Raw genomic sequence first — 12,986 nt, forward strand, 5'->3', positions numbered from 1 at the left:
GCAGGGTACGACATGCGAAGCTGGCCGGATGAGGTGGCGTCGAGGATCAATTGTTTCGATCTCCAGGAGTGGTTGCCCGAGTTGGCACAGTGGCTCGATCTGGACGAAGAGGCGCTCCTTCCCAGGGATGCGCGAGAGGAATACTTGCTGCGTGCTCCGCAGCACGGCATCACGCTCACCTTTCGCCATCCACATGCCGGCTATTCGGAAGTTGCAGACCCATCCCGCTGGATTCTCGTTTCCGCACATTTTCGGCATGGTTTGAACTTGCCATTTCACCTGGATGCCCTATCGGAAACCGTCGAATCCGCAAAACGCAGGCTCAGTGGTGATATGGTTGGTATACCGCCGCGAGTATCGTTTTTCCTTCCTGACTTCCGGGTGGTTGAGTTGGTGTTGCGGAATGTAGGCCAAGGTATCGAAGAAGTAACGGTTGTCCGCCTAGGCCGCGAGCAGTCGTGGAGCAGACTCGTATCGAGCGGACACGTAGGTCAGGATAACTGACGGATTGAAATATTGGGCCGCGATTAGTGAGGCAGCGGCGTGGGAGAGTTGTACGTGCTGCGCTCCCCGGTCTATACGGAAATCCTTCTGGGTTTCGTCCATGACACCACTCGGGTTTGTGCCCGGTCTTCGGACTATCCGATAAACACTTGTTTTCCATATGGAGTGACCTATACGGTTCTCACCGTATGGAGGCCAGCATGATCAGCAAAACCAGACGAGTAGCGTTGTACGCCCGAGTAAGCACCGACTCCCAGACGACCGAGAATCAGCTAGTGGAGCTACGCGCCGTCGCTGCGCGTGCAGGCTGGGAGGTGGTAGCCGAATACGTGGACAAGGGCGTGAGCGGCAGCAAGGGCCGTGATGGCCGTCCGCAGTTCGACAAACTGTTAAAGGCCGCATCCCGCAGGGAGTTCGACATGATCGCCAAGGCCGCAGGATGCGGGGTATCGACCGTGCAGCGCATTCTTGCCGAGCAGCCAGCGTGAGTGCCGACTATGGATGTTCATATGCTGCTGTTGATGAAGTCTGGCTTGACGGTCTACAGTTCTGCGCCAACGTTTATGCGACGTACGAAGCCCTGCGCCATCAACCCGATGCAACGACGCGATTCAGAATGCGCCCCTCGCAGTTCGAAAAGAGGTTGCTGGAGGAGCTATTGCCGATCTGCCGGTACATCCAGGCGCACTACCGGACTGGGCGCTATATCTCGCTTCGCTGGCGTAGCGGCAGTCAACCGTACGACGCTGAAATTTTGCAGCGTGGCGCGTACGTGGAACACTACCACCTTGCGAGGAGCGGCTACCTTGAAGTCACCAGCGCCATGCACGGGAACGACTACCTGTTACGCGAGCGACTGGAGGCAGAGGGTGTTGTGTACGCGGTTGACGGTCTAAGCGTCACTGGCAAGAAGGGAAGCAGGAACCGCAAAATCACTTCGGAAGTAGTTGTTCACAGCGGTCTGGATTTTGTGGACACCATGAGCCAAATCGTACTCGACAGTATTCGGTCCAAGATAGCCGCTGGCTACCCGGATCGCACCACGCTGATTGTTCAATGTACGTTGAACAGCCTTTACATGTCCGATGACTGGCAGGCGCTTGTTCAGACCGTGGGAAGTGGTCTACCCGTGCACAGATTCGATCAGATATGGCTTTGCGACGCCGACTACAGGTTTCATTCATCCATTGACCACGCCTGATATCCTGCTGTGCATCCGCATAAGAACGGGCCGAGGGCAATGAACGAAAAACTAGGGGTTACAACCGCCTTGGGGCTGTTTGGGCTAGTGGTCTCTGCCAGCTATCTTCGCAGTTACTGGGGGGCGTTTGATATCGACGTGTTTCAGTTCGCGGGCTTAACCGACTTCGCCAAACTGGCCGTTTATCCGCTGCTAATGTCGACGCTGGGCTGGGGGATTGGGCTTTTCGTGAGCATGCTTCTTTTTCGCGTTTCCGAAAGCCAGGAAACAGCCGGGTTGAGTGTCAGCGGGGCCGCGCGTCTGCGGGTGGCGGCAGTCGCTTCAGTCGTTCTCGCCCCTCTGCCAATACTGATCTGGTCCAAACCTTGGACATGGATTGCCTGTATTTTTCTTGCATCCCCGGCCATCTTTCAAGTCTCCGACCTACCGGTGTCACGCCGTTATATCCCGGCTTCTAGCCGCCGATTTACGGCTGTTCTGATGTTCGCTGCATTTCCACTTCTGGCAGCGTTGGGCGGGGCACTCAGCGCCGAAGGACTCAAAATGGGACTCAGCCCCAGGATCGTTGATAAGCAGGGAGTCGCGGCGGATTTGATGGGTACGCCAGATCACCCACTGATGTACATCGGCTATGTCAACGATACCTTTGTGATTTACGAGACTCAAACCGGTAGCGTCGTGCTGGTGAAGCAGGTAGACAACGCTCCACTGATCCTCAAGCCAAATCCGAAGCGTGACATTAGTTTCAGCGGCTTTTTGAAGGTGCTAGGACTCACACACCATCACTGACTTCGAAGACCGTTACCAAAAGCCGCAGGTGCCCGACCCCGTTAGCCAGGAGCGAACCGAACTGGTACGAATGGGCGGGTCAACACGTGCCGCGACTGCCGATCTTCGATAAGCGGCCACTTCGGCTTTAGCAAGACCCCACACCCCGCGTGTTGGGAGCAAATGAGAAAACTATGCGGATTGAATGCGCCTGGGCGCCCGTGTGTCCCGGGGAATTTTCCGAGGAATCGAATAAACAAGCCGTGATACGCTTGAAAAAGACCCTCATCAAATCTCTCTCTGAATACGTCATCAACCGATTCCATTCAGAGGTGCGCATGGCCCAAGCTGCAATACTTCGCCCGGCTCAAATCCGGCATCTACTCTCCGTCACGGCGGCAACATCGCGCCACCCCGAGCGCGATTGTCTCGTTCTCCTGCTAGGCATTACGTGCGGAATGCGCGTCAGCGAGATAGCTCAAATCGAGGTCCAAGACGTGCTATTCCCTTCGGGCGCGATCCGTTCAGAGGTCAGTCTTCGGGCTGCAATTACGAAGGGCTGTCGGCAGCGGTGCGTCTATCTCACGCATCCTAAAACGGTTTCGGCTCTGGAGTGCTATGTGAGCCATCGCATAGCGCGCGACATGGGAACCGAGCTAACCGCAGAGCGCTATCGCGGACTCGCGCCGTCAAGTTGCCTAGTCCTTGCAGGCAAGGGCCGCAAATTTGCGATGAACAGCAAACGGCGCATCAACGAGGCCGGGGAACAGGTTGACTATTCTGCATGTGACAGCCTGCAATCCTACGTCACAAAGCTCTACAGGGATGCGGGTATACGCGGTGGATCGTCCCACTCTGGCCGACGCTCGTTTGCCAGTAACCTCGTTGAGCAAGGGCACGATATCGAGACGGTGCAGCAGCTTTTAGGTCATGCGGAACATTATGCACGTCCGGCCTTATCTGGCTGTGTCCGATAGAAAGCTTCGGCAGATGTTTTGCGAAGTACTATGAGTCCCGTGTGTGAGGTAAGTCCCTGAATGCGCGGCTGCGCAACATGTGACTGTAGAAAAGTCGCTTCCCTGCCGATAAACCGGACACATCGCTTGCGAAAGACCGTCACATGATATACGATATGTATATCATGAAATGGAGGTGGTTATGAGTCGTATCCTGGTTGACCTGCCTGAGTCGCAGGTTGACGACCTCGCGGTGATTGTGGAGGCCGAACAGCGGCCCCGCGCAGCCGTTATCCGCGATGCCATTGAGGCATATATATCGCAGCGCAAGCGCGCGCTCGGAACCGAAGTATTCGGTCTGTGGAAGAGCCGGACGACGGATGGCCTTGCGTACCAGCAGGAGCTTCGTTCCGAATGGTGAAGGCGCTCTTCGATACGAACATCCTCATTGACTATCTCAACGGGGTCGGCGCAGCCAAGAAGGAACTGGCGCGCTATGAGTATCGCGCGATCAGCGCGATTACCTGGATGGAAGTGCTGGTCGGAGCATCCGCTGAGGAAGACGCCGCGATCCGCGCATGGCTCGATACATTCGATGTCATTGCAGTAGACAGTGCGATCGCCAATCGCGCCGTCGAGATTCGCAGGACTAAAAAGATTCGTTTGCCCGATGCCATCGTGTGGGCGTCAGCACAGGTTCACTCGCTGTTGCTTGTTTCGCGAAATACGAAGGACTTTCCAGCAGACGAGCCGGGTGTCCGCGTGCCGTACAAAATTTAGGAAAAGTATAACCACCGATGAATGACAGACTTGAGACGAAGATGACAGTGAAGATAAAGGTAATTCATACGCATGCCAGCGGAACTCCCACGAATTTTGGCGTCCAGGAGTTTGGATTCGAGCCAGTGGCGGGACAGCGGATTACGCTGACGTCAGGCAAAAGGTATCTGGTGACGGCTGTTCAGAGTTCGAATGATGGCCCGACTACGATCTATGTCAAAGACGACGCGTAAGAGCGGAGTTGACGGGAAGCGCGCGTAACCACGTCCCACTGCTTTCGCGCGAGTTGATTGTAAAGATAGCCGAAGAATTCAACGGAAAATCAGGAAAACAGCATAGGAGACGCTATGGGAGACATCGGCAATAGTGCGTCGGCCACCGCCGCAGAGATTGAGAGGCGAAAGAAGCTTCTCATGGATGACATCGCTTCTACAGTCGCTCACTATCGGGCGCTCGCGAAACGTAACTACAGACTAAACGTCGGCTTACTCTGTGCAGCGATTGGTGTGAGCCTGCTCGGTGGCATCCTTGGCATCTTGGATCTGGCTAGCAACAAGGCTGTCGGCGCGCTGGCCCTGCTGCCGGGTGTCATCGCAGCGATCGCGGCTAGTCTCAAGCTTCAGACGAAGGCTAACCAATACTATCGTCGGAAAGACGCGTTGCAGTTCTTGCACAATTACCTCATCTACGACTGTCCGATCCCTTGTACCCACGAGGCGATCACGAAGGTAACAGCGGCATGGCAGGAGCTGACGGAGCGGGCAAACGCGGAGTTCGAGGGTATGGCAGCGCCAGAATGGGCCAACGTGTTCGCTCACGTTCCCAAGAGTGAGGCCAGTCCAAAATCCTCTACTTGTCACCATACAGCGCGGCCAGGTTGATTCACCACGGAAAAATTCGATGAAAAGCCAAATCTTCGGACGCAAGGTCGGTTCAGGGTCTGGGATGGACCTTCTGATTAGCAGCGATGGAGCATCGACCGGTGGTCAGCGTGCCGACCCTGGTAAACTTCACGAATTTGAAGTCGCGAGCACCCGTCGCGCAGTAAATATGCTTCGGGAGAAAGGCGTCGAGGGATACGTGGTTTTCGAGAGCGATTCGGCCAGGTACGAATTTACGCCCGACGCCGACTTCGTCTATCCGGCGATGAATCTATCGCGTTGAATCGAAGACACGGAGCGAAATTCATATGTCTAGAGCAGAGGCGGATGAGCTGATTGGGTACGGGAGGTTCTGGTTTGCCAAAGTGAAACTCGGCACCGATTACGTTGCAAGGGATGGGCTAATTCAACACCTCAACGGTATCTTCACCAGTGTGCCGCTTCCGATAAGGCTGAGTAGAGGATGGCAGCCAGACGATCCAGTAATTCGGGTCGGTGGCAGGAGCCACCGCTACGCCGATGTAGCCGCATGGGCGTCGGGTCAGCAAGACGGCGGGAGGCAAGCGGCGCAAACTTTTCGTGACTGGTATGAGGGGGACAACGTCACATTGAGTGCGCTGCCGCCGCACCTGCAAGCGCTGGCTGCGATTACGCACCTTGCAGAAGTGGGCCGCGGCTATTGGGTCGCGCTTGAGACGGAATTGATGCCATGGATCGCCGATATTGCCGATGCCGCAAACGCGCAAGACGCGCGGGCGGCATGGGCGAACTATACGACTGCCTTCCCGCCGTCGCTTACATACGCCCAAGACGCGGCGACTGATTACATGGATTGACCGTGCTCGGGGGCGATGGGTGTACGAACGGGGCCGCAGTGCCGCAAGCCGGATACGACTGGTGGAATAGATGGCGACGCCAAATTGATCTGCTCCCGGTGCGGTCACGCCGTTCCAGACGGTGCCCGGTGCACGAGGCGTGGATGCAATCGGCTTTGATAGGAAGCGCATTCGGCGCGCGAGCGTCCCGCACGGCCGGTAGCCGATGATCGGAGCAAGAGAAATGCCGAAAGACTATCTGACAGTCGTCATCCAGTTGCCGGATGACCCGGAACAACGCAAGGCGGTAACAGCCGCGCTGCCGCTGTCTGGAAATTTCTATGGCGGCCGCATCACCGCCATGTCGCTCGAAGATGAAATTACTGTCAACGAGCATCTGCAACGATGCGACATTCGATATCAACGCGACTTCGTGTGTCCACTGCGGCAACACCGAACTGCGAGCCGAGCATCCGAGCGGCTGGTTCGACAAGAGTCGCCAAGCATTCATTTGCAGTCACTGCGGCGAAGAAGACCTCGACACCGGCAACGTGTCGAAGCTACGCGAAATGGCGCGGAATGGCGAACTGGACAAGCTTGCACCCGGCTTCTCGGAACTCTTTGATGTGACTGAACATTGACCACGGAAGATTCGCCGCCACGCGCGGCATTGGTGAACAGGGAAACCAAGAGCGCCCATGAAGTTATCAGACACCATATACTCGATCGTCGCCAACGAGAACCAAAGCATCACGCCGCAAGATATCCGAGGTCGGATAAAGCAAGAGTTTCCCGCTTTGTACGGTACCGAAGCCGCAAACCGTAGTGTCGAAGCCGGCCACTACAAAGACATTGATCATGCGCTTCTAGCCTCGATCTACACGACGGTTCGGAACGACGACCGATACCTCATCGATAGATCGACAAAGCCCTATCGGGTATCAGTGGAATCCAGCGAAGCCGTCGAGGAGGCGTTGGAAACTCCTGACGGTGAGGATCCCGAGCAAGTCACCGGGCTCGTATATGTTCTTGGCACCGGCGTATTTACCAAAGAAGGGAAGCGCATCGTGAAGATCGGTTACACGACGCAAGATATTGCTACCCGCATCCGTCAACTCTACACGACTGGGGCCATGTTTCAATTCGAGGAACTGGCATCGTACCGAGTGGACAACTACGATCTGCTCGAACAAGCTCTGCATAAATTGCTCGCACCGTTTCGGCTCAACAACGCTCGCGAGTTTTTTTCAGAAGATGCGTTGCCGTTCGTCAGTGAGATTGCCGAAATTCACCAGCGTATCCAGTCCGCCCCCGGTGCGTGGAAGCGTACGTAGGAAAAATTAAGGAAACTCGCCGCTGCGCGCGGCACTGCAGAACACTATGTCTATACTTGATCTGATGGTTGACCTGCGTGCCGCAAAAACGGAAGAGGAATTCGAGGCAGCGCACGCGCGGTTTCAACAACGCAAGCAAGCGCAGCCGACAGTTGGGGAGCAAGTAACGGCAAAGCTGCGTAACAGCACGATGCCGGATGGCAATCCGGCGTGGCAGTCATCGACATCGATCCGCGCAACGGCGGCAATGAGAGCTTTGCGCAGCTACAGCGCGAGCATGGTCCGATAGCGGCAGAGATGGAGGCATTGACGGGTGGCGGCGGCAAGCATCTCTACTTCCGCGCTCCCGCAGACGCTCACCTTCCAGGCAAGCTGGCAAAGGGCATCGACCTTCAACGGGGTGACAGATACGTTGTACTTCCGCCCTCTCGCCATGCGTCAGGAAGACTCTACGCGTGGGCGGATCGCAAAGGTATTGGCGCGCGCTGCATGCTCGACGACTTCCCGCCGATGAGGGCGAGCGACTTGAACGTGTGATGCGTGACCTTAGAGCGGCACGGACTGTTGAGATCGGCACGGCACACGCGGACGGCCGCAAGCCGGTCACGACGAAGCTCGACAAAGCGATTAGCCAGGCGGAAGCTGACCTTGCCGCATATCAGGCGAAACTTGAGGCGGCAAAGGAGGCAGAGCCTGCGTTCGAGGAGAAGCGTGCAGCGGCGCGTTCTCGCCATGCTGCGGAGGTCACGGAGATCAATGCGGAGGTGGGGGCGATCAAACGTGTTATTGCTGAACAGGAGCGGCTTCTGGCAGAAGGAGCGATGCGATACGCCTGCCACACGGCGCTCGCTGCGGCGACCGATGAGATGGTTGCAGACCGTCTACAGCGGCGCGGCGATTCGCAGAGCGAGACAGCGGGAAGGATGGAAGAGATGTTCAAGGGCAGCGCGTTCTCGGACCTTGCGCGGCACTTTGCGAGAGGTACTTCTGCCTTGCGCCGCCGTGACGTGGAGCTAGAGCGTCTTGCTGCGGCGGGACTGGACGTTTCCAAGCCCTTCGACCCAAGGTCTATTCCGGCTGGTTCGACACACTTCGCGCGCACCGTGCCGCAAGGGCCGCGTGTGATCGAGGGCGAGCCGACCGACCCGCGTGAGCGACGTTACATGCATGCGGGCGTGTTCGCGGCAGATGGACGGCGGATTAATTGATGAGAGCCGGGGCGGCCTTGCGCCGCCTCATCCAATATCGATCGATCAAGGGGGATGCAATGCCAGCAGGAATGCAGTGCTTCGACGGGCAGGGGCGACTCACGGTGGACTTCACGTCGCGCCTGTCGCGTGTGCTGGGCTCACTTCATATCGACGGGACTGCCGGGAGCGTCTACGATCCGAATTTGACTCAGGGTGATGCGATTAGGCCGGTGGGATACTGAACTGCTGGAAGCGCAAGCGAGTCAACGAGGCGCTTGAGGCCGGAATCAGAGACGCGCGGAACTAGCGGCGAGCCCACACATGCCTCCAACTGCGACGGGGCGGGTGCGTGCTACGATGATATGAGGAAAAGATAGATTCGGAGACCGGCATGTCCATCTACGTAATCGATCGGGTACGAATTAACGCCGCAAATGACCGCGTTACACACGTTCGATGGGGGCAGGTCAACCCTCGGAACAACCAGTGGACTAACCCTGCTGGCCCGGGTATTGACGAGGTAATTCGCGCGGTGGATGCTATCCAAGGCGGCGACGAGGTATGGACGGTATTTCCCGTACAAGGTCAGACAGTGCTAGGCCCGCAGGTAGCTGTTGTTGTCTATCCGGGCGGCCTCGAAGGTATTGAAACAGCAGACGCCGCGAATCACCCGGGCAGAACAATGCTGGATCTTCCTCGAATCTGATCAATCAATTGGATTGAGCGATTTGACGCCAGATATAAATGAAATCATGGCCCAGCTTGATGCTGTGCGAGCCGCCTTGGCCGCCGACCAATCTCCATTCTCCAAAAAATACTGGGAAGCGCCGTCGCCAGCTACGGTCGGCAGTAAGACCCAAGATGAAATATTCCACGCAGTCGGCGCGGCTTTGAGCGCCTGGGAAAGTGCGGAATCAGCGCTCGTGACGTTGTACCTGATTCTCTGCGAGTGCGAATCGGGGTCGTACGTAGCAGTCAGGCGTACGTTCGGCTCAATCGTTAGCGGTGGCGCACGTCGAGAAGCGATCAAAGCGGCAGCGGAAATATATTTCGGGCATCACTGGAACGCGAAGGCCGGGAAGCGATTGCGTAGCCTGATCGATGCTTTCGGAGAGGCTTCGCGTCGCCGGGACGAGATCGCTCACGGCCAAGCCTACGGCTTCACTGTGAACAGTCGCTCGTATGGAAATTTCTTGTTCGCGTCCGAGTACATCGCGAACCGCAACCATCCCTATCCGCAGGCCATTGCGGAAGACCCGTTTTCTGGCACTACCGCGAAATATCGTTACCGGGCAGAGGACGTTCTTGTGTTTGCTTCCAAATTCAGTGCGCTTCGGGACGCCGTCTGGCAGTACACGTTCTCAATCAAGAAAATTGCGGGCACCCCGGGAGAGGTCCTTGTGAGTATGTTCGATGCACAGCTAAACCCAAAGCCGCTTGGCTAGAACTGGCGAAGCGGTGCCAAAATCAGCGCGCGCAGCACTTTCCTCTCTATCCCAATCCGCGCGCAAAATTAAGTCAAATGGTCGCGACGCCAGACTGCTGCGTCAGCTAAGCGATTTCAAGTAGTTGACGAAAGATGAGCATGTGAGCAAGAAGAACTTGGCGTCTGCCGCAGTGAGGTCCGGCTCATCCATCAGCGCGTGGCGGATGCCATTTGCATCGCTCGTATAGCCGTACAAAGAAGAGAAAGCCGCTTTGAGCGAGCCATGGAGCTTTCGTTCTTTCTCTAGAGTAGCAAGCGCCGCCCCTAGAGTTGCGCCGGGCTTCCCAGCAACCACGGATGCCGCTGCCTCTACTGCGGAAATTGACTCTTTGATCGAATTGCGAAAATCAGGATTCTGGCGGTTACTCAGATGGGTAAGCGCGGATGCAATGTGTGTCTGCGCGCCGGAGAACGGCCCCTTCAGGGAAAGCGCTTCGTCGAGCGCGTCAACCTCCTGCTGTGAGGTCACCGGGACGATTAGTCCATTCACTAAGCGGTAGGCCGCTAATTCTCGCTCAAGAGCCCAATTGATCGCCTTTGTGAGCTTCCCAACTCGTTTCCCGTGAATGGGTACCCACATACCGTCAATTTGGTCGAGGAGAAATTCGACGCGGTCATAAACCCCCGCGTAGTTCGCCGCGAGAAAGTCAGCTTTGAACATACCCCATGCCGTTGAAGTAGGGGGACGAGAATCGACGGGCTTCTTAAGGCAGTCGCGCCAGTAGCTCTCTGTGATGGGGTTAGGGTCGCGGCCCAAATCAATAACAGAACATATGGCGTTCCAGAGAGTGTTTCTCAACTCGTCCGGCATTGCTTCCGGGCGTAGCGCCTCTGGCGTCTTCACAAGCCCGTTCCTTTCGCTGAAACGCATCGTTCGTCACCCCGGTAATGATCGCGGAAGTTACCCCCGCGTTACCCCAACGAAAAAGGGTTTGAGACCAAACGGCCTCAAACCCTTACTGGTACTGGTCGGAGCGATAGGATTCGAACCTACGACCCTCTGATCCCAAATCAGATGCGCTACCAGGCTGCGCTACGCTCCGACGAATCAAAGATCATATCTTGTCTGACCTGGCGCCGTCAATCTCGAAATGAGAAAAACCTGAAGCGGGGCCGCTAAAAAGGCGACACACGGTCAACACGCGGTCTACATGCGGTCCACACGCGCGCCACCCTCGTGGCCACCATCAACACGTCACACTCCGTTCCCGTTCCCGCGCATCGACGGGTCGCTTCTGCCCATCGCGCAGCACACAAGCGCGTCGTTCGATCCAGACCGAATCGCCGAACTCATGCGTGCGATAACGATGCGCCTCGAGCTCCTCGCTCGCCCCCAGCAACGTCAAGGTATCCGTGAAGGCGCGCAGCAACGCGTAGTGGCTCGTATCCGGTTCATGCGTGCCGGAGACGATCACATCGGCGACGCGCAACCGGGTCTGCGGCCCGATCCGTTGCGTCGCGATGCCGTCGCCCGCATGCACGATGCCGTCGCGGCTCGCCGCATGTTCCAGCGCCCGCACCACCGTCGTGCCGATCGCCACGACGCGTCCTTGCCGCGCACGGGTCGCCGCGATCAGCGCGGCAGTGGCCGCAGGAATGCGGTACGGCTCGTCGAATGGCAAACGCTGATCGAGCGCCGCATCGCCCGTGGATGACAGGCCTGCTGCGTGCGTGAGCGTCGCAAACGGGATGCTGCGGGCATGCAGCGCATCGAGGGTGCGCCAGTCGAGCACGAAGCTCGCCGACGGAGGTTCGAACGCCACCGGTTGCGCGGCGATCGGTGTCCAGACGTCCCACAAGGCGAGCGGGTCGTGCAGATGCGAATACTGAACCGGCTTGCCTTGTTCAGCCAGCGCGCGCCAGATGTGGGCCGCATCGCCATGGAACTGCAGTTCGACCAGCCGCGGATGATCCAGCATCCGCACGATGGTTGCTGCAAGTATTCCGAGCGTCAGTTGATCGCCGGGCGCGAGCTCAGGCGGGCCGATGCGCGCTTCGGTCGGCGTGCGGAAATCGCCTGCGCCGAATACCACGGCGGTAAAGCGCTGGACGTCTTCGGGGTCGAGCGACGCACGTCCCGCGAGGCGGATTTCGATCTGCGCGCCGCTGCGCAGGTGGATGCCTTGCAGACTCGCAGGCAGCGTTGCCGCGTCGTTCGCGATGACGCAATCGCCCGGTCGCAACAAGTCCGCGAAGGCGCTACGGGGACGATGCTCGATGTGCCCGCGCGGATCGATCACCAGCAGCCGCGCATCGTGGGGGCGTTGAACAGGCAGGGTGGCAGCGCGCATGCTCATGCTCGTACTCCGTCAACGTTAGTGGTCTCGGTGGTGGCCTGCCGCAGCGCCCGCAATGCCGCTTCGATGGCATCGGCGAATTCACGGGCGGCCTCGGCGGGGCGCTTCAAGGTCGCAGGGTCGTCGCCGGGTGCGGCCAGTGCATGCAGCGGCGTGTCCATGTCGCCGGGATCGAGCGACAGCACGCGCACGCGCTGTGCCGCCAGCTCCTTGTCCCAGATGCGGCTCAGATGCCGCAGCGCAGCCTTGCTGGCGCCATACGCACCCCACGTCGGATACGGCTCGATGGCCGCATCGCTCGAGACGTTCAGCACCACTGCGCCGCCTCGTTCGCGTGTCGCGGCGGTGAGCGAGCCGAGCAAGGCGCGCGTGAGGCGGAACGGTCCGAGCAGATTGGTCGCGAGTGCCGTCTCGAAGTCTTCGCACTCGGTGTCGGCGAGCAACGCGAGCGGCACGGGCCCCAGCGCCGACGCGTTGTTCACCAGCACGTCGACGCCGCCGAGCAGGCCGCTGATCTGCGTCGCCAGCGGATAGATGTCTTGCTTGTCCGCGATATCGCCGACGATCCCGGCCACTCGCGAGCGCGCCGCGGCCACTTCGGCCACGCGCCGCTCGTGGCGTGCGACGAAGGCGACGCTCGCGCCGCGCGCCAGCAGTTCGTCCAGCAAGGCGAGGCCGAGCCCCGACGTGCCGCCTGTGAGCGCGACGCGGATGCCATGCAGGGTCTTGGGGGTGCGTTTCATGCGGGTTCTCCGGTTCAGGGCGAGACGATCG

At 58.3% G+C, this 12,986-nt stretch carries 17 protein-coding genes, 1 tRNA gene and 1 pseudogene; 15 read left to right on the forward strand and 4 right to left on the reverse strand.

Annotation, left to right across the window (positions count from 1 at the left end; all coding sequences use genetic code 11):
• Positions 1–12: 12 nt before the first annotated feature.
• From P3T42_RS04925 to P3T42_RS04995, 15 genes and pseudogenes are all read left to right on the forward strand, one after another.
• Positions 13–504 (forward strand): hypothetical protein, encoded by a 492-nt coding sequence (locus P3T42_RS04925; RefSeq protein ID WP_429305315.1) that lies wholly within the window; start codon positions 13–15, stop codon positions 502–504.
• A 200-nt stretch (positions 505–704) separates the two neighbouring features.
• Positions 705–992 carry a recombinase family protein gene (locus P3T42_RS04930; RefSeq protein ID WP_429305316.1) on the forward strand — a complete coding sequence of 96 codons (288 nt, stop codon included), beginning with the start codon at positions 705–707 and terminating at the stop codon, positions 990–992.
• Positions 989–1,705 (forward strand): hypothetical protein, encoded by a 717-nt coding sequence (locus P3T42_RS04935; protein WP_429305317.1) that lies wholly within the window; start codon positions 989–991, stop codon positions 1,703–1,705. Before P3T42_RS04930 ends, P3T42_RS04935 begins: the two co-directional genes overlap by 4 nt.
• 39 nt (positions 1,706–1,744) lie before the next feature.
• Positions 1,745–2,494 carry a hypothetical protein gene (locus tag P3T42_RS04940; protein ID WP_429305318.1) on the forward strand — a complete coding sequence of 250 codons (750 nt, stop codon included), beginning with the start codon at positions 1,745–1,747 and terminating at the stop codon, positions 2,492–2,494.
• A gap of 251 nt (positions 2,495–2,745) precedes the next feature.
• The gene (locus P3T42_RS04945; protein WP_429305319.1) at positions 2,746–3,450 is read left to right on the forward strand and encodes a tyrosine-type recombinase/integrase; all 705 of its coding nucleotides are present in this window, start codon (positions 2,746–2,748) and stop codon (positions 3,448–3,450) included.
• Positions 3,451–3,631: 181 nt separating this feature from the next.
• Positions 3,632–3,850 (forward strand): ribbon-helix-helix protein, CopG family, encoded by a 219-nt coding sequence (locus P3T42_RS04950; protein WP_429305320.1) that lies wholly within the window; start codon positions 3,632–3,634, stop codon positions 3,848–3,850.
• Positions 3,844–4,209 carry a type II toxin-antitoxin system VapC family toxin gene (locus P3T42_RS04955; protein ID WP_429305321.1) on the forward strand — a complete coding sequence of 122 codons (366 nt, stop codon included), beginning with the start codon at positions 3,844–3,846 and terminating at the stop codon, positions 4,207–4,209. Before P3T42_RS04950 ends, P3T42_RS04955 begins: the two co-directional genes overlap by 7 nt.
• A 347-nt stretch (positions 4,210–4,556) precedes the next feature.
• A complete protein-coding gene (locus P3T42_RS04960) occupies positions 4,557–5,090 on the forward strand; it encodes a hypothetical protein (protein ID WP_429305322.1) in 534 nt (177 codons plus the stop codon).
• 19 nt (positions 5,091–5,109) lie between these two features.
• Positions 5,110–5,373, forward strand: coding sequence for a hypothetical protein (locus tag P3T42_RS04965; RefSeq protein ID WP_429305323.1), 264 nt, complete (start codon positions 5,110–5,112; stop codon positions 5,371–5,373).
• Positions 5,374–5,398: 25 nt separating this feature from the next.
• Positions 5,399–5,926: a hypothetical protein gene (locus P3T42_RS04970; protein WP_429305324.1), complete on the forward strand. Its 528-nt coding sequence runs from the start codon at positions 5,399–5,401 to the stop codon at positions 5,924–5,926.
• A gap of 320 nt (positions 5,927–6,246) precedes the next feature.
• Positions 6,247–6,546 (forward strand): hypothetical protein, encoded by a 300-nt coding sequence (locus P3T42_RS04975; protein ID WP_429305325.1) that lies wholly within the window; start codon positions 6,247–6,249, stop codon positions 6,544–6,546.
• 57 nt (positions 6,547–6,603) lie between these two features.
• Positions 6,604–7,239 carry a GIY-YIG nuclease family protein gene (locus P3T42_RS04980; protein ID WP_429305326.1) on the forward strand — a complete coding sequence of 212 codons (636 nt, stop codon included), beginning with the start codon at positions 6,604–6,606 and terminating at the stop codon, positions 7,237–7,239.
• Between the two features lie 207 nt (positions 7,240–7,446).
• Positions 7,447–7,776, forward strand: a pseudogene (locus P3T42_RS04985) (bifunctional DNA primase/polymerase); the annotation flags it as partial.
• Positions 7,776–8,447: a hypothetical protein gene (locus tag P3T42_RS04990; RefSeq protein ID WP_429305327.1), complete on the forward strand. Its 672-nt coding sequence runs from the start codon at positions 7,776–7,778 to the stop codon at positions 8,445–8,447. The pseudogene P3T42_RS04985 and the gene P3T42_RS04990, both read left to right, overlap by 1 nt.
• 626 nt (positions 8,448–9,073) lie before the next feature.
• Positions 9,074–9,874: a hypothetical protein gene (locus P3T42_RS04995; protein ID WP_429305328.1), complete on the forward strand. Its 801-nt coding sequence runs from the start codon at positions 9,074–9,076 to the stop codon at positions 9,872–9,874.
• Positions 9,875–9,976: 102 nt separating this feature from the next.
• Here P3T42_RS04995 and P3T42_RS05000 read toward each other — a convergent pair whose 3' ends face one another.
• The 4 genes from P3T42_RS05000 to P3T42_RS05015 all read right to left on the reverse strand — a co-directional run bounded on the left by P3T42_RS05000 (position 9,977) and on the right by P3T42_RS05015 (position 12,955).
• Positions 9,977–10,786, reverse strand: coding sequence for an AbiJ-NTD4 domain-containing protein (locus P3T42_RS05000; RefSeq protein ID WP_429305329.1), 810 nt, complete (start codon positions 10,784–10,786; stop codon positions 9,977–9,979).
• 95 nt (positions 10,787–10,881) lie between these two features.
• Positions 10,882–10,958, reverse strand: a tRNA-Pro gene (locus tag P3T42_RS05005).
• A gap of 144 nt (positions 10,959–11,102) precedes the next feature.
• On the reverse strand, positions 11,103–12,212 hold the full coding sequence (locus tag P3T42_RS05010; RefSeq protein WP_429305330.1) for an S-adenosylmethionine:tRNA ribosyltransferase-isomerase: 1,110 nt from the start codon (positions 12,210–12,212) through the stop codon (positions 11,103–11,105).
• Positions 12,209–12,955: an SDR family oxidoreductase gene (locus tag P3T42_RS05015; protein WP_429305331.1), complete on the reverse strand. Its 747-nt coding sequence runs from the start codon at positions 12,953–12,955 to the stop codon at positions 12,209–12,211. Before P3T42_RS05015 ends, P3T42_RS05010 begins: the two co-directional genes overlap by 4 nt.
• Positions 12,956–12,986: the final 31 nt, after the last annotated feature.

The organism is Paraburkholderia sp. GAS38, assembly GCF_050434965.1.
In the GTDB taxonomy this organism is placed as follows: Bacteria; Pseudomonadota; Gammaproteobacteria; order Burkholderiales; family Burkholderiaceae; genus Paraburkholderia; species Paraburkholderia phenazinium_A.